Origin of the sequence: Streptomyces phaeolivaceus (genome assembly GCF_009184865.1) — a bacterium.
GTDB lineage: Bacteria > Actinomycetota > Actinomycetes > Streptomycetales > Streptomycetaceae > Streptomyces > Streptomyces phaeolivaceus.
The window spans coordinates 7856367-7871657 of record NZ_CP045096.1; the positions used below are offsets into that span (position 1 = coordinate 7856367).

At 71.5% G+C, this 15291-nt stretch carries 25 protein-coding genes; all 25 read right to left on the reverse strand.

Annotation, left to right across the window (positions count from 1 at the left end; all coding sequences use genetic code 11):
* Nucleotides 1-16 precede the first annotated feature (16 nt).
* The 25 genes from F9278_RS36185 to F9278_RS36300 all read right to left on the reverse strand — a co-directional run bounded on the left by F9278_RS36185 (nucleotide 17) and on the right by F9278_RS36300 (nucleotide 15243).
* Nucleotides 17-868, reverse strand: a complete 852-nt coding sequence (locus F9278_RS36185; RefSeq protein ID WP_152172054.1) for a P22 phage major capsid protein family protein — start codon at nucleotides 866-868, stop codon at nucleotides 17-19.
* Between the two features lie 17 nt (nucleotides 869-885).
* Nucleotides 886-1686, reverse strand: a complete 801-nt coding sequence (locus F9278_RS36190) for a hypothetical protein (protein WP_152172055.1) — start codon at nucleotides 1684-1686, stop codon at nucleotides 886-888.
* A gap of 43 nt (nucleotides 1687-1729) precedes the next feature.
* Nucleotides 1730-2698: a hypothetical protein gene (locus tag F9278_RS36195; protein WP_152172056.1), complete on the reverse strand. Its 969-nt coding sequence runs from the start codon at nucleotides 2696-2698 to the stop codon at nucleotides 1730-1732.
* Entirely contained in the window at nucleotides 2695-4230 is a 1536-nt protein-coding gene (locus tag F9278_RS36200; RefSeq protein ID WP_152172057.1) for a phage portal protein, read from the reverse strand. Before F9278_RS36200 ends, F9278_RS36195 begins: the two co-directional genes overlap by 4 nt.
* 12 nt (nucleotides 4231-4242) lie before the next feature.
* Nucleotides 4243-5889 (reverse strand): hypothetical protein, encoded by a 1647-nt coding sequence (locus tag F9278_RS36205; RefSeq protein ID WP_226967099.1) that lies wholly within the window; start codon nucleotides 5887-5889, stop codon nucleotides 4243-4245.
* The gene (locus tag F9278_RS36210; RefSeq protein WP_193241787.1) at nucleotides 5873-6373 is read right to left on the reverse strand and encodes a hypothetical protein; all 501 of its coding nucleotides are present in this window, start codon (nucleotides 6371-6373) and stop codon (nucleotides 5873-5875) included. Before F9278_RS36210 ends, F9278_RS36205 begins: the two co-directional genes overlap by 17 nt.
* Before the next feature lie 240 nt (nucleotides 6374-6613).
* Complete coding sequence (locus F9278_RS36215; RefSeq protein WP_152172058.1) at nucleotides 6614-6844, reverse strand: hypothetical protein; 231 nt, start codon at nucleotides 6842-6844, stop codon at nucleotides 6614-6616.
* Nucleotides 6841-7218, reverse strand: coding sequence for an HNH endonuclease (locus F9278_RS47655; RefSeq protein ID WP_226967100.1), 378 nt, complete (start codon nucleotides 7216-7218; stop codon nucleotides 6841-6843). The genes F9278_RS36215 and F9278_RS47655 overlap by 4 nt, the downstream gene beginning before the upstream one ends.
* Nucleotides 7205-7396, reverse strand: a complete 192-nt coding sequence (locus F9278_RS36225) for a hypothetical protein (protein WP_152172059.1) — start codon at nucleotides 7394-7396, stop codon at nucleotides 7205-7207. The genes F9278_RS47655 and F9278_RS36225 overlap by 14 nt, the downstream gene beginning before the upstream one ends.
* A 4-nt stretch (nucleotides 7397-7400) precedes the next feature.
* Complete coding sequence (locus F9278_RS36230) at nucleotides 7401-7688, reverse strand: hypothetical protein (protein WP_152172060.1); 288 nt, start codon at nucleotides 7686-7688, stop codon at nucleotides 7401-7403.
* A gap of 72 nt (nucleotides 7689-7760) precedes the next feature.
* Nucleotides 7761-8168 (reverse strand): PASTA domain-containing protein, encoded by a 408-nt coding sequence (locus F9278_RS36235; protein WP_193241788.1) that lies wholly within the window; start codon nucleotides 8166-8168, stop codon nucleotides 7761-7763.
* Nucleotides 8169-8202: 34 nt separating this feature from the next.
* A complete protein-coding gene (locus F9278_RS36240) occupies nucleotides 8203-8574 on the reverse strand; it encodes a hypothetical protein (RefSeq protein ID WP_226967101.1) in 372 nt (123 codons plus the stop codon).
* 126 nt (nucleotides 8575-8700) lie between these two features.
* Nucleotides 8701-9036: a hypothetical protein gene (locus F9278_RS36245; protein WP_152172062.1), complete on the reverse strand. Its 336-nt coding sequence runs from the start codon at nucleotides 9034-9036 to the stop codon at nucleotides 8701-8703.
* The gene (locus F9278_RS36250; RefSeq protein ID WP_152172063.1) at nucleotides 9033-9761 is read right to left on the reverse strand and encodes a YheV family putative zinc ribbon protein; all 729 of its coding nucleotides are present in this window, start codon (nucleotides 9759-9761) and stop codon (nucleotides 9033-9035) included. Before F9278_RS36250 ends, F9278_RS36245 begins: the two co-directional genes overlap by 4 nt.
* Entirely contained in the window at nucleotides 9754-10431 is a 678-nt protein-coding gene (locus tag F9278_RS36255; protein WP_152172064.1) for a hypothetical protein, read from the reverse strand. Before F9278_RS36255 ends, F9278_RS36250 begins: the two co-directional genes overlap by 8 nt.
* 125 nt (nucleotides 10432-10556) lie before the next feature.
* Complete coding sequence (locus F9278_RS36260) at nucleotides 10557-11051, reverse strand: hypothetical protein (protein ID WP_152172065.1); 495 nt, start codon at nucleotides 11049-11051, stop codon at nucleotides 10557-10559.
* Between the two features lie 2 nt (nucleotides 11052-11053).
* Nucleotides 11054-11356 (reverse strand): hypothetical protein, encoded by a 303-nt coding sequence (locus tag F9278_RS36265; RefSeq protein WP_152172066.1) that lies wholly within the window; start codon nucleotides 11354-11356, stop codon nucleotides 11054-11056.
* Entirely contained in the window at nucleotides 11353-11478 is a 126-nt protein-coding gene (locus F9278_RS48305; RefSeq protein WP_264300191.1) for a hypothetical protein, read from the reverse strand. Before F9278_RS48305 ends, F9278_RS36265 begins: the two co-directional genes overlap by 4 nt.
* On the reverse strand, nucleotides 11475-11888 hold the full coding sequence (locus F9278_RS36270; RefSeq protein ID WP_152172067.1) for a hypothetical protein: 414 nt from the start codon (nucleotides 11886-11888) through the stop codon (nucleotides 11475-11477). Before F9278_RS36270 ends, F9278_RS48305 begins: the two co-directional genes overlap by 4 nt.
* Nucleotides 11885-12655, reverse strand: coding sequence for a helix-turn-helix domain-containing protein (locus tag F9278_RS36275; protein ID WP_152172068.1), 771 nt, complete (start codon nucleotides 12653-12655; stop codon nucleotides 11885-11887). The genes F9278_RS36270 and F9278_RS36275 overlap by 4 nt, the downstream gene beginning before the upstream one ends.
* Nucleotides 12652-12984: a hypothetical protein gene (locus tag F9278_RS36280; RefSeq protein WP_152172069.1), complete on the reverse strand. Its 333-nt coding sequence runs from the start codon at nucleotides 12982-12984 to the stop codon at nucleotides 12652-12654. Before F9278_RS36280 ends, F9278_RS36275 begins: the two co-directional genes overlap by 4 nt.
* Nucleotides 12985-12999: 15 nt before the next feature.
* Nucleotides 13000-14355 (reverse strand): SgrR family transcriptional regulator, encoded by a 1356-nt coding sequence (locus F9278_RS36285; RefSeq protein ID WP_152172070.1) that lies wholly within the window; start codon nucleotides 14353-14355, stop codon nucleotides 13000-13002.
* 29 nt (nucleotides 14356-14384) lie between these two features.
* On the reverse strand, nucleotides 14385-14633 hold the full coding sequence (locus F9278_RS36290) for a hypothetical protein (RefSeq protein ID WP_152172071.1): 249 nt from the start codon (nucleotides 14631-14633) through the stop codon (nucleotides 14385-14387).
* Nucleotides 14630-15031: a hypothetical protein gene (locus tag F9278_RS36295; protein ID WP_152172072.1), complete on the reverse strand. Its 402-nt coding sequence runs from the start codon at nucleotides 15029-15031 to the stop codon at nucleotides 14630-14632. The genes F9278_RS36290 and F9278_RS36295 overlap by 4 nt, the downstream gene beginning before the upstream one ends.
* A complete protein-coding gene (locus F9278_RS36300; protein WP_152172073.1) occupies nucleotides 15028-15243 on the reverse strand; it encodes a hypothetical protein in 216 nt (71 codons plus the stop codon). Before F9278_RS36300 ends, F9278_RS36295 begins: the two co-directional genes overlap by 4 nt.
* Nucleotides 15244-15291 lie beyond the last annotated feature (48 nt).

Consider the following 15291-nt stretch of genomic DNA (forward strand, 5'->3'; position numbering starts at 1 on the left):
TGGTCTCCTTCCTGGCTCAGGTCTGGGAGGCGGTGGCGATGGCGATGCCGTCGGGGCGCACGAGCTTCGCCCCGTACAGCGCCAGGCCCTTCACCGCGTCGGAGAACGAGGACTCCGGCCGGTAGGCCTCGGTCTTGTTGATCTGCTCGGCGAAGGAGATCGCGGAGTTGACCCCGGCCTGGACGACGTTGTCGTCCCCGGTGGGGTTCGGGGTGTTGTTGGACTGCACGATGTTGAAGCCCGCCGCGCGCCCGACGAATCCGTTGCGCAGGGCCTCGGTGGTGCCGGAGGCGTCGGCGCGGACGAACCGGTCGTCGCGCAGCAGACGGCCGGTGAACCAGGGCGGGACCACGCAGTAGCGGCCCTCGGTCGGGCAGTCGCCGTCGTCGAGGGTGACCTTCAGCGGGATCAGCACGTCGTCGTAGGCGTCCGTCGGGGTGGCCGCGACGACCGAGATGGTGCCGAGGTTGTTGCCCGAGGCGACGCCGGTGTAGAGGCCGGCGATGTACTGGTCGGCGACGTCGCGCAGCCGGTAGGCCGCGCGGCTCATGGCCTCGGGCATGACGTTGCCCTTGGCCTGCCGCTTGTCGACGTCGTCGACCTTGAACGCCCAGTACTTGGACTGGTCGATGACGAGGTTGCGCTGAGCGTCGGTCAGCTCCTCCGGCGTGATGACCGTCGAGTTCGGCACGTAGTCCGAGATCGTCGGGTCACTGATGGAGGTGATCTTGACGACGTCGCCGGACTCGGCGATCTCGCCCTCGTAGTCGCGGTTGACCACCATGGGCCCGCCGTAGACGAGGGACTTGCGCCACGCGACCAGGAGCCGGGCGCTCCAGATCTGCGGCTTGAAGTTGGTGATGGACATCGGTGCCCTCCAAGGGGTCAGGCGCCGAGCAGGTCGTCGAGCTTGCCCTCCTCCTGGGCCTTGACGATCTGCTCGGCACTCATGTTCTTCAGGTCGCGCTCGGTGAGCTGCTTCGGACGGCCCGCCTTGCGCGCTGCCCCTCCGTCGCCAGAGCCCTGGAACCGTGGCTTGGCCGTTGCGGCCGCCAGGTAGGGCTTGTCCTTGATCAGGGTCTCGATCGCGTCGGCGATCTCCTCCGCGTCGACCTCGCCCTCGTCGTCGACCTCGAACTGTCCGAGGTCGAGGAAGCGGAGCGCGTCGCGCGGGTCCGCGAGCTTCTTCGCGGCGGCCGCCCTGATCTCGGCCTTGAGGATGCGGGCGTTCGCCTTGGCCGTTGCGGCCGCGGTCGCCTTGGCAACGGCGTCATCGCCGCTGTTGCCCTTGCCCGCCAGCTGGCGTTCGAGGTCGCGGCGCTTGTCCCGCTCGCTGCGCCACTTGCCCTTCATGGACGCCAGGGCGCGCTTGCCCTTGTCGCCGAGCTGGTCGGCGCCGTCGGGGTCCGCGTCGTCCTGGCCGTCCTGGTCCCCGGCCCCGTCGTCGTCCTGACCGTCGTCACCGTCGCCGGCGTCGTCGTCCTGGCCGTCGTCATCGCCCTCGTCGTCGCCGTCGTCTGCGCCGGCGTCGTCGTCCTGGTCGTCGTCGTCCTCGTCGGGGGCGCCGCCGAGGATGGGCCAGATCGGGTACAGCTCGCCCTCGTCCTCGCCGTGGTGAGGGCGGGCCTTGCGCCAGCCGACGGCGGTGAGTCCGGTGCGCGGGTGTACGGGCAGGGGTGCGTGCATGGTGTCTCCCGTTGCGGGTGAACCTGCCGGGCGTTGCGCCCGGTCAGACGATGTAGGCGTTCTTCTTCAGCAGCCGGATCGCGTGCTCACGGTCGCCGTCGGCAAGCCGGTAGATCTCCTCCGGCATCAACCTGACGGCCTTGGTCCGGGCGCGTCCGCCGGTGCTCTCGCCGAAGCGGGTGCCGGCCGCCTTCTCGAACTTGCGGCGGCGCGAGGCATACAGGCCGCGGCGGGTGGTGCCCTCGCTGGTGGCCTGCACCTCGCGCCGGTAGAGGGTCTTCGTGGTCATGCCCCGGCGGGCGTTGACGACCTGGCCGATGTCGGCGCCCTCGCGGATCGCCTCAGCCCCGGCCTGCCCGAACGCCCGCCGCTGCTGGGCGGGGTCCATCTGGGCGAACAGTTCCTCGGGGCCGAGGAGTTCCCAGGTGTCGCCGGGGCGGCGGGGAGCGAGCGTGCAGTCGCAGCGCGGGTGCCGCAGGAACCCGTCCGAGAGGGAGTACTCGTTGCCCGCGAGGATCACGCATCTCGCGCACGCGGGCAGGTGCACCACGCGCACGTAGGACACCACGCGCGGGCGGGCGATCATCCCCGCCATGTCGGCGATACGCCCGGCGTCCGCGACCAGGGAGCGGGTGACCATCTCCAGGAACGCGGCCCCCGACAGGATCGACATGGCCACCGAGAACCCGCGGCGCAGCCGGTTGAGGGCGATCAGCAGCGGATACAGCAGCGCCGGTGTCAGGTCCCCGGCCGCCACCGCGGCGGTCTCCGCATCGACCGCGCCCTCGCCGGGGCCGCCGGTCTCCCGGGTCAGCCATGTGTCGGCCGTGGCGGCGGCCGCGACCTGTCCGGCGTGGAGCAGCTCGGCGGCGAACACCGCGCTCGTGAGCCAGGAGCCTTCAAGGTCCTCGGGGTCGGTGGCCATCCACACCGAGCGCACTGCGGCCGCCGTCACCGCGGCCTGGGCGGCGCGCTCGGCCTGGTGCGCCTGCGCCTCGGGAGGGACCGTCATACGAGCGCCCCCTCCTCGACGTCCGCGTCCTGGTCCTCGTCCTCGACGACGTCGCCCTCCTCGCCGGGGGCGCGCCGTTGGGCGAGCATCTGGGTGGCGGCGGCGATCGGGTCCATCTCGGCCTCCCGCTCACGCATCGCGACGACGTCCGCGACCTCGGTCGGGGTGAGCCCGTAGCGCAGGGCCAGCCACTCGAAGGGGAACCCGATGTCCTTCAGCTTCACCAGGGCGTCCGCGAGCTGGGCGTAGGAGCGGGACTCGGAGTCGGCCCACAGCACCGTGCCCGCGCGCATCGCCCTGGCCTTGGCGTCCTCGCCCCGGGCCAGGTAGACCAGCCGGGAGACCTCGCGCAGGCCTTGCCCGAACCAGAGCTTCTCCTCGTCGCAGCGCTTGACGAGGCCGGTCTCGGCGGCGAGCAGCGCGTCCCCGGACAGGTTGGCCATCTTGCCTATCAGGTAGTGCTGCGGGGTGCGGGTCTGCGCGGCCACGTGCCCCACGGCGACCTCGACGATCTGCGTGTACGCGGCAAGGTTGACGGCCTGCCACTCGGCGATCTTGGCGTCCTTGCCGGTGATCCACGCCACGCGGTCGACGGCGAACTTGGACAACTCCACCGGCTGCCTGCCCACGATCTCGCCGGCGGAGTTGAGCTTGGGGATCATCGGCCGCTCGGCGCCCAGGACCACGCGCTGAGGGAACGAGGCGTAGTCGGAGGCGGTGAACAGCTGTGCCCAGATCAGGTTGATCGCGTCCTGCATGGCGATGACGCCGGCGACATCCGAGATCGGGTCGTTGGCGAGCATCGGCCGGTTGGGCAGCTCCACCAGCGGCACGAGGCCCATGGGGTTGGGCTGTGGATTCGGCTCGCGGAGCACTTCCTCCTCGCGCGGTGCCCACGTGCGCAGCCGTCCCTCGGCACCGGGGGGCAGCCACAGCCGCATCGCCTCGTCGACGTCGGCCATCTGCGGTGACTTGCTCTGCTTCAGCAGCGGCCGTTCGAACTTCCACAGCTGGTCGGGCAGGTACAGCGTGGCGTAGTCCATGTTGCCGTCCTGCCACCGCTTCAGGCCTGCCCGACGCTTCACCCGCGAGCCGGGCTCGTAGACGACGATGCACTGCGCGGCGTCCTCGAACGTGACCACCGGCATCTCGTCGTCGTCCGGGTCGCCCCACACCAGCACGAACGACCGCCCGCTGACGATCGCGCCGAGGAACCCCAACTGGCTGTCGGTGTCGAGGCCGTTGACCTGCCACACCTCCCACAGGTCCTTGTCCGCCGTGGTCTCGCCGGAGGCCTGGAAACCGGTCACGGTCAGCCGCTCGACGGGGCTGTCCGCCACGACCTGGACCCAGTTGTCGGAGAAGTCCTTGTACCGGTTGCCGTGGAACTTCGCGAAGTCGTCGGACGCGAACTTCAGTGGCTGCTTGCCCCGGTAGTACGAGTTGTACTCGTCGATCGCCGCCTGCCGACGGATCAGCTCCGACTCCAGCAGCGACACCAGCTGCAGCGCCTGCCCCAGGGTGGCCGGCATAGACGCCCCCCTTCATGAGCCGTAGTAGTAGGACGTCTCCGGGTTGGCGAGGCCCGCCGCGATCACGTCGCCAAGCGCCTCGTGCGCGAGCACGGACGCCACCGAGATGTCGATCTTCTGGGCGGGGCTGGCCTTGCGCAGGACGTACAGCCCGCTGGGGCGGTCGGCCTGGCGGGTGTTCTCGATGTGCGACTGCGTCAGCTCGCAGCCGTCGTGCGTGAACGCCGAGGCGCGCTGTCCGTCGGCGGTGTTCCGCTTCAGGACGTCGGTCTTCAGCCGCTCGGCCGCCGAGTGCATCTGCACCATGCGGCGCGTGTACCAGCGGATGACCCGCTCCTCGCCGTACTCGTCGATCCAGTCGTCGCATTCGCTGTCCCAGTACGGCGGGTCGGCGTACAGGCGGACGACGTCGTAGCGGTTCATCAGCTGGCCCATCGCCGCGCGGACCTCCGCGCGCGGGACCTGGCCGCCGTAGTCAGCGGGGTTCCAGATCGTCGGCTCGTCGTTCGCCCCGTACAGCGGGGTGAACTGGTAGCCGTCCATGGTCTCGGCCCTAATCGACGTCCAGTCGTCCATGTCCGAGCCGTCGAACCCGAGGACGATCCGCGTCATCGGCCGTACGCGGCGGGGCTTGGCCTTCGCCGCCCACTTCGTCCCGTCCAGCCAGCTCGCGGTGCCGGCGACACACCGGTTGCCGAAGAACCGCTCGGCCTGCGCCGGGTCCTTCTCCATGATCTCGGCGGCCTCGGCCTCGATGGCGTCGAGGTCGACGTGCGCGGAGCCCGCGTAGACGCACCGATAGATCTTCCGGCGCTGCCGCTTGTCCCTGAAGCTGAGCGACTTCGGGGCCTGCGGGTGGTACTTGAAGATGTCCCGCGCCTTGGCCTGGGACGTCGTCTGCGCGACCGAGTCCTCCGACGGGTCCCACGCGTTCGTCGTCTCCATCGAGCGGCCGCCCATGCCGGCCGCGCCGCGCCGCTGGGTCTCGGCGACCTTCCGCAGCTTGTTCGCCGTGGTGTAGAGGCCGCTCTCGTCCTGCAGCGCGAAGATGATCGGGTTGCCCAGCCTCGACATCGCCGAGGAGGTGACGACGTCGATCTGCCCGTCCTCGCCGATCCGGGTGAACTCCTCGCCGACCCGCAGCCGTTCCTGCAGCGGGCCCTTCTTCACCATCGCCTTGAGCGGCCGGTAGACGTTCGCGACCTGGTCCTCGGAGGTGGCGGTCAGCTGGATCAGCGGGGTCGGCCACGGCACGCCCATCGGCTCGCCCGGCTCGTAGGTGTAGTACCAGCCGCAGCCGCAGCCGTAGTCCGCGCAGATGAACCGCTCGCCGCCGCGCGCCCAGTCGGCGAAGACGACCGGGCCGCAGGCCTCGGCCAGGACGATCGTCGCCGACCAGGGGCCCTTGCCGGTCTTCTGCGGGGCCACGACCTGCGAGCGCCGGTAGTGGAACGCCGGCGCGAGCTGGCCCGGGCGCGCGGTCGGCTTCACGCGGTAGTGGTTGACGGTGCACCACAGCTGCCACGGGTACAGCTGCAGGTCCTGACCGGCGCGGAACCCGTCCGGGACCGGGCAGTGACGCTCGATCCAGTCCGGGACCACCCACATCGTCGGGAAGTCGACGACGAACTCGGCCGCGGGCTCAGTCCTCCCGGCCACGGAACGGCACAACCTTCATACGGTCGCGCGCGGACGGTCGGCGCGGTGCCGGCGTCGGCGGCTCGTCGTCCTCGAAGGCCTCGGGGACCGGCACGGTGCCCGGCTCGCCGGGGCTGATCTTCCACCGGTTGCGGAGCATGCCCTGGACGGACAGGCCGAGGCTGTCGAGGTACTGCCGGGCGAGCTTGCGGACGTCGACCTTGGCCTCGGGCTGCTCGGCCTCGGCCAGGCAGCGTACGAAGAGCGCGACTTCGAGCTCCTGGGACAGCTCTTCCCACATCACGGCCTGCGGGCGTTCCCAGAGTTCGTCCCACAGCTGCAGCTCGCGGTCGGTCGGATCGGTCAGCGGCCACTCGGGAGGCAGGCCGGGCCGCCCCTCGTAGGGGAGGAGGGTCCAGCCGGCCTTGTCGGAGGGCCGGTTGCGGCGCAGGGCCAGCGGATCGGGGGCCGGTCCGGAGACGACTCGGGCTCCTCCACGGGGCATCTTGATCACTCCTCCGAGCTGCGTTGCGCAGCACCAGGGGACCGTCACGTTGCGTGACGATCTTGACCCTTTGAACCTGACTGACCCCCCAGAGCCCTCCCCGGCGTTCTGGACCCCCTACTGGCCAGGGGTCACCCCCCACCCCCCGGCAGGCCTCCGACCTGGGCTTTTGCATCCCTATAGGCCTCTGAACTGCAACGATGCCTCAAAGTGACCTCGGAGGGCTCAGAGTGGGCTGGATCAGCCCCAGATCTGCTCGACGAGGCTGCGTTCCTTCGTGGTCAGGTCTTCGCCCCATAGGAAGGCGTCCTCGACGCTCACGTCCTGGGCTGTGGGTTCGAGCTGACGATGGACACGTACGTCCTCGTCCTCGTCATGGCCACGTGGGAGATCGCATCCGCTGCTGCCCCAGTAGACGCGGCATACATCGCTCGGCGCTGTGCTCCCCCATGGGGGATGCACGATGTTCACGGTGTCTCCCTGTCGTTCCATCCGCCTGGCTGGTGACGTGCGGTCTCACGGGAGTGGTGGGCCTTGGTCATGGCCTGCAGGTTGGTCCAGTCGTGTCCGCGCGGGCCGAGGGGACCGAGTCCGTCGCGGTGGTTGACCTCCGTCGCGCGCGGGCGGAGGAGGGCGGGGATCGCTGCGCACTCGTCGCACTCGCAGTACGGGTTGGCGCGGAGGTACTCGGTGCGTGTGCGTGCCCAGCCTGCGTTGTAGCCCTTGGAGGCCGCCGTGGGCCGTGCGCGTTGGGCGTTGCCCTGGCAGGTCGCGCAGCGTCCGCCGACGGTGAGCCTCGGGCAGCCTGGTGTGGGGCAGACCTGGAGGCCTCTACGTGGCGCCATGGATGTGTAGTTCTGCCGTGAGGCGCGCCAGGGGCTTCGGCATGGGGCCGTCGGTGTATCCGCAGCTGCAGGTGAGCGTGGCCACGCCGGTGGACTCGAAGCAGCGCCAGCCGTCCTCGGGAGGCAGTTCGCGGATGCCGCAGCTGATCGCTACGTCGTGGACGGTGTACGCCAGCATGTCCTCACCCCTTCCGGCGGGCGCGGCCCTTGCCGTTGCGCAGTACCCACAGTGCCAGCCGGGCGCGAGCCCGCCAGGAGTCGAAGGCCAGGCCGGCGAGACCGAATACGGCGAAGACACGAAACGCGATGTCGGTGTGGTCCATCTCGCTGCGGTGCTCGGCGAGGGCGTCGACGTAGCCGAGGACTTCGAGGCCGGCCTTGCTCCGTCCTTCGCGCCGGGCTTTCGCTTCGGCTTCGGCTCCTGCTGCCCACAGCCGGTATTCGGCGGTGCCGTACTTCGGTGCCTCCATGGATGCCTCCGGGTACGACGAAGCCCCCATGGTTCAGGCCACCTGGGGGCTCGTCGCGAGTGGTGTGACTGGTCAGCAGGACTCGTCGAGCTTGACGGAGTAGATGGCGACGCGGAGGGCGTCCGTGGCGCCGGGCGCCGGGTCCTGGCGGCAGACCTTCCAGTTGCTGTTGTCGAGGATCCAGCGGCCCTGGGACGACGCGTCCTCCTCGTTGACCATGAACCCCTTGCTGCGCAGCAGGCTCTGCGCCTCGCCGTGGTTCATGCCGACGACGTCGGGCACCTCGCTGGTCTCCGGCTCGGCCTCGGCGGCGGGCGCGTCCGTTTCGGTCTCGGTGGCGCTGGCGGCTGTCTTGGGCTGCTCGCTGGTGTCCTGGGCTGTGGTGTCCGGCTTGCTGGGGCTGGTGTTGCTGCCTTCGCAGGCCGTGAGCGTGAGCAGTGCGGCGGCGGCGAGTGCGGCGGCGGCCGTTCGGGTGCGCATGGGTCCCCCAGGGGCGATTGATGCTGAGTGGGCATCATGCGCCAGGTGTATGCCCTGTGATGGGGAGATGACCATTCTGTGACGCGGTGGCGATACCGACGAGACGCAGGGCGCGGGTGCGGGTGGCTTTCTCCGCGCGGGCGAGGTCGGTGGGGTCGTAGAGGGGGCGGTCGTGTTCGTCGAGGCCTGCGACGGGGAGGTGGCCGCGTTCGACCCATTTGCAGATAGCGGAGCGGGAGACGGCGGCGGCGTCGGCGGTGAGGGTGCGACGCCATCGGGTGGCGAGGGCGGCGGCCTGGGTGCCGTTGTAGAGCTGGGGCATGGCCGCCTCCTTCTCCGGGATGCACGGCAGCCCCGGACCGGTGTGGGTCTGGGGCTGCTGGTGGGAGTTCCGTGAAAGGGGCACACGTGTGGTGCTGGCGCCATGTTGACGCTATGAACTGGCGTTTGTCCAGCGACAACGCCGACGGCCCGCCACGACGGGGGCGTGGCGGGCCGTGTGAAACGGACGCGTGGTCAGTGTGGCTCGGGGCTATGGCAGTGGGGCCTGGTCCTGCGGTTTTGCTTCCGGGGCGGTGGGTTCTTCGCGTTGGCAGGGGATGCCGGGGGCGGCGTCGATGCGGGTGGTGTCGATGTCGATGAGGCCGAGTTCGAGGAGGTGGAGGAGTCCTTCGTGTATCTGGCGGCGGCAGATCTCGGCAGGGGTCATGCGCTGTTTGAAGGGGCCGTTGGGGCCGAGGGTCCAGTCGTCTGCGGCGAAGGCGGCGAGGCGCGCGATGCGGTCGAAGGCGCTGGTGTCGGAGGTGTCGACGGGGATGCGGGGCCAGAGGTCGAACATGGTGGCGGGTACGGGCGGTTTGTCGGTCATGACGCTTGCGGCTCCTGGGTGTTGTGGGCGGTGAGGAGGATCGTGAGGGCGGTGCGGTGGAGGGCGGGTAGTACGCGGCGGGCGTGGTCGAGGTACTCGGTGTGGGTGAGCAGGAGTCCGCAGGCGGTGCATTCGACGTAGGGCTGCCAGTCCTCGTCGACGAGGGCGAAGGCGTCGCAGCTGGGGCAGGGGGCGTCCTGGAGGTGGCGTTGGGGTTCGGTGCGGGTGATGGCTCGTACGCGTCTGATGAGGCCTTCCAGCTCCTGGTGGAACTCGGCGATCCAGGGGGCGGTGATGACCCAGGGGAGGTAGGCGTCGAGCCAGGCCGCCCAGGTGCGGCCGGGGCGTGTGCCGGGGGCGGGGGTGAGGCGGACGTGGCGGGCGGTCATCTCGGCCCAGCCGCGGAGGTGGGTGTGGATGGGCAGGGGGCCGTCCTGGTCGCTGCGGGCCTGGTCGTACGGGTCGTCGATGGTGCTGTTGCTGCCGGGGCCGAGGAGGTTGAGGACGTCGGCGCGTACGGGCATGGGTGAGTGGGCGCGGCCGCCGTGGATGGTGCCGGTGGTGGGGCTGCGGTCGTGCTGCAGGGAGGCCTGCAGGAGGGGGAGTTGGTGGTCGAGTTCGGTGAGCCAGGCGCGTACGCGGATGGTGCAGCGGGGGCAGACGCGGCCGGGCCGGCCGTCGGGGAGGGCGCGGCCGCAGCCGGTGATGGCGCAGCGGTCAGCCACGGCCGGCCTCGCCGTCGTCCAGGCGCTGGCGGTAGGCGGCGCGGACGGTGTTCTGGGTTTCGTTGACGGCGTCGGTGAAGCGGTCCTGCGCCGCCGGGCTGGGGTCGAGGTCGACCAGAGCGAGGACGGCGCCGATGACGGTGGCGAGGTAGCAGCGTGGCAGGAGGACGTCGATGTGCGTCTCATGCGGTTCGCCGTTGAGGTAGTAGCCGTGGAAGCGGGCTCCGATGACGAGGTCGCCGTGTTCGCACCAGGCAGACGGGGTGACGTGGATGGGGCCGCCCTGGGCGAGGAACGGGGCGTCAGGCGGGGGCGGGACGGTGGTGGTGCGGACGCGGGTCCACAGCAGGTGCGCTTGAGTGCGGCACACGGCGCACAGGTGGTTCTGGATCGTGGCGCCCCCGCACTCGACGCAGGCGGTCTCGATCTTGGTGATGGGGGGTATCAGGCCGCGGAACACGGCGGCGCAGGTGGCGCAGAGGCCTGCGGGCAGTTCCTCGGCGGCGGGGTCGACCCCGATGACGTCGTCGGGGACGACGGCGAGGCGGTCGCATGCGGTGTGGACGAGGGCGCCGGGTGCGGGGGGTCCGACGATGGTGAGGAAGAGGTGGCGTTCGGCCGGGCTGGCGGTGGCGTAGGGGCTGTAGGGGTTGGGCGGGACCGTCTTCATGATCGTTCTCTCCGGCCGGGGAGGCCTTGCCATTCGTACTGGCGGGTAGGGGTGGTGTGTCGCGCACGCGCGCGCCTGCGGTTACCGTGTGCGCGTTCGCAGGCGCGCGCGTGCGCGAGGCAGGGTCAGTCGGGGTCGTGAAGGGCCTGGTCGCGGAGCGCGTGGGGGACGGTGCCCCAGCGGCGTTCGACCTCGTCCTCGGTGACGGGTACCTCGCGGTAGGGCCTGCAGGGGAGTTGCTCACCGGTTTTGAGGGCCCACCATCCGGCGCAGACCATGAGGCCGAGGGGGAGGCCTCGGAAGGTGGCGACGGGTGTGTAGGCGCCGCGCGCGGAGACGGGGACGCCCTGGTGGCAGAAGAACGGCTCGTCGTCGGGGAGTTGGGCGCCGTTGGCCTCCAGCTCGGGTGATCCGGGCCGGAAGGCGCAGTCTGCGCAGGGGGTTCGCATGACGGCGGGCGGGCGTGGCGCGCGTTCGGCCTCGCCGCAGGGGTCTTCGGTGAGACCGATGCCGGAGCAGTGGTGGCAGGGCTCGGTGCCGCCGGCGCCGTCAGCGGTGAGCCCGCCGAGGCAGAACGGGCACTTGTACAGAAGGATCAGCAACTCGCTGCGCTTGGCCATGGTCAGCGCCTCCGCTTCGGCGGGCCGTAGGGGGACTGCCAGGCGGGGCGGTCGGCGGGTTTGACGGGCTGGTCCTGGTCGTCGAGGTAGCCGGCCTCGCGGAGCTGACGGACGAACTGGGCGTAGCTGTCGGCGAGGGCGCGGGCCATGGGCATGAACGACTCGGTGAACTTGGTGATGGCGGTGTGGAGTTCGGCGGCGGCCTGGAGCAGCTGCTCGCGGTGTTCCCAGCCGGGCATGGGCACGGTGGGGATCGTGTCGTGGGCGCAGGGGGCGCCTTCGGGGGTGTCGCAGCAGCGGGTCATGAGTCGTCGTGGTCCTTTCGGCGGCGGGGGCGTTCGGGGCGGAGGGCGAGGGCGAGCGCGGCCAGGACGGCGAGGAAGGCGAGGGTGGGCAGGATCGCGCCGAGGACGCGGGCGAGGTTCACGAGGCGCTCCCGGGGGGCTGATCGAGGGCGGCGAGGAGGCGGCGTACGGCGGTGTCGATGCCCTGGTCGCGGGGTGTGAGGGGTTCGCCGTCGGTGTTGAGGGCGGCGCGCATGAGTTGGGCGGCTGCTTCGCGTACGCGGGCCACTGCGTCCTGGGTCTGGTCGAGGCGTCCGGCGAGGCCTTCGGGGCCGTAGGTGCGTTCGGCGAGGTGGGGGGTGGCGGTGGTGATGGTGCGGTCGGTCCAGCGGACGAGGAGCCATCCGGGGCGGGCGTGGATCTCGCCGTCGGGGGTGGTGAGGACGAGGTCGCCGTCGACGTCCCAGTGATGCGGTGCGCCGGCGAGGAAGGCGGCGAGCTGGCCGGTGTGGTTTCCGGTGTAGGTGTGGGTGCTGGTGATGTCGGCGGTCATGATGTGGCCCCGAATATCTGTTCGTATGCCTGGTCGGCGCGGTTGTTGGCTTGGCGGATGCGGCGGTCGTTGAGGTGGGCTCCGGTGATGCAGCCGGGGTGGGTGCAGGTGCGTCTGACGTAGCCGGTGGGTTGGCGGCCGTGGTGGAGGCGGAAGGCGATGTGGAGGGCGTTGTGGCGGCCGGCGGACCAGAGGACGGGGAGGCTGTGGCCTTGGGTGGGTCCGGTCCAGTCGGTGTGGTCGTCGGGGGCGGGCCGGCTGTGGTGGTGGAGGGCTTGTTCGGGGGTGCGGGCGGGTTGGCCGGTGTGGTTGTGGCGGCCGGGTGGCAGGGGGATGCGGCGTTCTTTGCGGACGGCTGCGATGGTGGCGGTGCTGGTGCCGCCGGTCTGGGCCTGGATCTCGTCGTAGGTGTGGCCGGCGTGGAGGAGTTGGGCGATGCGGTCGTGGAGGGCGGGGTCGGGTGAGCGTCCGCCGCCGCGGCCTGCGGGGATGGGGATGCCGCGGTCCTTGCGGACCTCGGTGACGATGCGGGTGCTGACGCCCAGTGCTGCGCGTATCTGGCGGGCGGTGGCGCCGGTACGGAGCATGTCGGCGACCTGGTCGCGGACGGCGTCGCGTCGGCGGCCGCCGCGGCCGGGGGGAACGGGTATGCCGAGGGCTTGGCGGGTGGCGGCGATGATGCGGGGCTGGACGCCGAGGGCGGCGGTGATCTGCCGTTGGGTGGCGCCTGCGCGGAGCATCGCGGCGACGTCCTCGCGGGGCTTCATCCTCGCCGCCAGGAGGGTCGTACGCCGAACCGGACCTTGGCCGAGGACAGGCGGCGGGCGGCGGGCCGGGCCGGTGGGTTCTGGCAGGTGGGGGCGTGGGGGTAGTGCAGGGCCTCGCTGCCTTCCAGGGTGGAGCGTTCGTTGGTGAGTTGGCGGACGTGGTAGCGGCCGGCCTGGTCCTGGCGGACGGCTTGGTTGCCGTAGTCGCGGCGCTCGCGGTTGATCATCTGGGTGTTGCCGCCTGCGTTGAGGCAGAAGATCACGTCGTCGCCGCAGCGTGGGCATGTGCCTGGCCCGTTACGGGCGGGGCGCGGGTTCTGGTAGGGCACAGGGGGTCTCCTCGGTCAGGCGGTGAGCGGGTGGTGGCAGAGGCGGCAGTTGGGGTGTCGGAGGGGTGGCCGGTAGGGGGCGTGGCAGCCGGGGCACGCGTGGAGGCCGACGGCGGCCGCGGTGGTGGACGGTGGGTGTCCTCGGGGTCGGCCTCGGGGTCTGAAGGCGGGGAGGGCGGCGCAGGCTTTGCAGGGGGTGCCGGTGTGGCGGATGAGTCCGTCGACGCAGTCGGCGAGGCCGCAGGGTGATGCCCAGTCGGCGAGCGCGACGCCGAGGAGCCACCGGCCGGGGTCGCGGAGGTTCGCGGCGCCGGTGCGCTGGCGGCGCAGGAGGATCTGGTCGTGGAGGTCGAGGGCGGGGACCTGGGCGTCGAGCTGGCGGCCGATCGCCCGGGCCACGGTCCGGAGCACGAACGGGCTGACACCGGGCAGGAGATCGGCGACGGGGGCGAGGACCTCCCAGACGCGCGGTGAGACGCCCATCGCGGGCCCGCCGTACGGGCGTGGCGCTGGCGCGGAGCGGAACGTCGCAGGCGCGGAGCCGAGGTTTTCCACAGGCGTGGCGACCCACTTACGGTCATCTCGCCTACGGCGGACACCCCCACCGGGGGGCGTGTTGTTCTCATCGTCAGTCAGTCCAGGGTCTTCCTTGATCGCGAGGGATCCGCCATCTGTGCCCGGACCCGATCCGCCATCTGTGTCCGCTGTGCCGGGGGCGGGGACGAGGTGGAGGGGGTGGTCGTGGACGGTGATGTCGTGGCGGGCGTGGCGGCCGGTGCGGCGGTCCACGGTGATCCAGCCGAGGGCCTCCAGCTGGTCGACCAGGCGGCGCGCGGACCGCTCGGTCACCGCGAGGAGTGCACCCAGCTCGGCGGCCGTGACAGGGGTGTTCGTGGCCTGGGCGTAGGTGAGGGCGCAGTACGCGGGGAAGAGGCGGCCACGCAGTGCCTTGAACGCGCCGACGGAGACGTAGGCGAAGTGCTCGCCCTTGCCGACGCGGCGGATGCGGCGCTCGGCGGTCTCGCCGGTGCCGCCGTCGGCGGTGTGCCGGATGACGGTCATCGCGGGTGGGCCGTCGGGGCCGGGCGCGGCGGCCTCGGCGAGGTACCGCTCAGCGGTCCGCTTGGAGTCGCCGAGGTAACGGGCGAGGGTGACGACGCCGGCGCGGCATCGGCGGCCGCGCTGGTCCAGGGCGGTGACCTGGGCGATGTAGCGGACGGCGCCCGCGGAGTAATAACCGCTGCCCCAGACCCACTTGGGCAGCTTGATCTTCTGCCCGTGCCACGGCGGGAGGTCCGCACGGCCCGCGCCACCGGCCCCGCCACCGGTGTGGTGGCGGGGCTCGGCGGAGGACACGGGCAGGCGGACCATCGGTCAGACGCCGTCCGGGCGGTGGCGGGTCAAGGCGGGGACTCCTGAGGGGCGTTGAGGGCTGGAACGGTGTAGGTGGCGCCACACGGGGCCGTCCGTACGCCGGGGCCGGTGTGGCGGTGATGGGCGCCGCAGCCGGTCGCGCCGTCGCAGCGGACCGTGTACTCGGTACGGCCGGAGGTGCGGATCGGGGTCGCGGGGACGGCGGCCGGGCCGCCGTACGCCGGGGGGTCGTCGGGCAGTAACTCGATCTGCCCTGGCACCTGTTGGTCGCTCATCGGGGCCGCCCGGCCCGTGGTGGCCGCTGTCGCCGGGCGGGAATGGTCAGGGCGATCGCGCGCGCTGCCTCGGACGTCGAGCCGGGGTTCAGCGGCAGCCGCGTGATGAGCCCGCGGTTCTCCAGGTTGCGCAGGGCCGCGCGGATCGACTCCGGGGAGATCGGGGCCACGTCCCGCAGCCGGTCCGTGCGCTGGATGCCGTCCTCGGGAAGGATGCCGCCGGGCCCGGCGTAATGGGCGAGGACGAGCGCGACCAGGACGTCCAGGCGGTGCAGACGGCGCTCCAGCACCGCGGCCTCCCACCTCGTCCGCTCGTACGGCGGCCCCACGCGCAGGGTGGCGGCGGGGGTGACGGCGGCGAGGTCGCCGGGGGTCGGAGTACGTCTCGGCTCGGTCATGCAGACCTCTTCTCGGGGGTGTCGGTGGCGACGCGGGGGGTGGGGCTTTTGTGGCCGGCCAGGCCCCAGGGGCTGTGCCGGTCGCACCGCCAGCCGCACGGATACGGCCGGGCGTAGGTGAGCGAGTGCGGCACGGACGGGATCTCGCACGGCGGTGGCCGCCTGCGGTTGAGCAGGTGGCCGGCCACCGCGACCAGGTAGCGCCTCCGCATCGGGGTCCTCCTCAACCGGTCGTCGACCAGCGGCCGGACAGTGGCCGC

Bases quoted from the DNA above. Each gene is read 5' to 3' on its own strand.
- F9278_RS36200 (WP_152172057.1), bottom strand. From the start codon at position 4,230: ATGCCGGCCACCCTGGGGCAGGCGCTGCAGCTGGTGTCGCTGCTGGAG.
- F9278_RS36185 (WP_152172054.1), bottom strand. From the start codon at position 868: ATGTCCATCACCAACTTCAAGCCGCAGATCTGGAGCGCCCGGCTCCTG.
- F9278_RS36275 (WP_152172068.1), bottom strand. From the start codon at position 12,655: ATGAAGCCCCGCGAGGACGTCGCCGCGATGCTCCGCGCAGGCGCCACC.
- F9278_RS36245 (WP_152172062.1), bottom strand. From the start codon at position 9,036: ATGACCGACAAACCGCCCGTACCCGCCACCATGTTCGACCTCTGGCCC.
- F9278_RS36230 (WP_152172060.1), bottom strand. From the start codon at position 7,688: ATGGAGGCACCGAAGTACGGCACCGCCGAATACCGGCTGTGGGCAGCA.
- F9278_RS36195 (WP_152172056.1), bottom strand. From the start codon at position 2,698: ATGACGGTCCCTCCCGAGGCGCAGGCGCACCAGGCCGAGCGCGCCGCC.
- F9278_RS36210 (WP_193241787.1), bottom strand. From the start codon at position 6,373: ATGCCCCGTGGAGGAGCCCGAGTCGTCTCCGGACCGGCCCCCGATCCG.
- F9278_RS36235 (WP_193241788.1), bottom strand. From the start codon at position 8,168: ATGCGCACCCGAACGGCCGCCGCCGCACTCGCCGCCGCCGCACTGCTC.
- F9278_RS36290 (WP_152172071.1), bottom strand. From the start codon at position 14,633: ATGAGCGACCAACAGGTGCCAGGGCAGATCGAGTTACTGCCCGACGAC.
- F9278_RS36270 (WP_152172067.1), bottom strand. From the start codon at position 11,888: ATGACCGCCGACATCACCAGCACCCACACCTACACCGGAAACCACACC.
- F9278_RS36285 (WP_152172070.1), bottom strand. From the start codon at position 14,355: ATGGTCCGCCTGCCCGTGTCCTCCGCCGAGCCCCGCCACCACACCGGT.
- F9278_RS36265 (WP_152172066.1), bottom strand. From the start codon at position 11,356: ATGACCCGCTGCTGCGACACCCCCGAAGGCGCCCCCTGCGCCCACGAC.
- F9278_RS36190 (WP_152172055.1), bottom strand. From the start codon at position 1,686: ATGCACGCACCCCTGCCCGTACACCCGCGCACCGGACTCACCGCCGTC.
- F9278_RS36255 (WP_152172064.1), bottom strand. From the start codon at position 10,431: ATGAAGACGGTCCCGCCCAACCCCTACAGCCCCTACGCCACCGCCAGC.
- F9278_RS36260 (WP_152172065.1), bottom strand. From the start codon at position 11,051: ATGGCCAAGCGCAGCGAGTTGCTGATCCTTCTGTACAAGTGCCCGTTC.
- F9278_RS47655 (WP_226967100.1), bottom strand. From the start codon at position 7,218: ATGGCGCCACGTAGAGGCCTCCAGGTCTGCCCCACACCAGGCTGCCCG.
- F9278_RS36225 (WP_152172059.1), bottom strand. From the start codon at position 7,396: ATGCTGGCGTACACCGTCCACGACGTAGCGATCAGCTGCGGCATCCGC.
- F9278_RS36300 (WP_152172073.1), bottom strand. From the start codon at position 15,243: ATGCGGAGGCGCTACCTGGTCGCGGTGGCCGGCCACCTGCTCAACCGC.
- F9278_RS36295 (WP_152172072.1), bottom strand. From the start codon at position 15,031: ATGACCGAGCCGAGACGTACTCCGACCCCCGGCGACCTCGCCGCCGTC.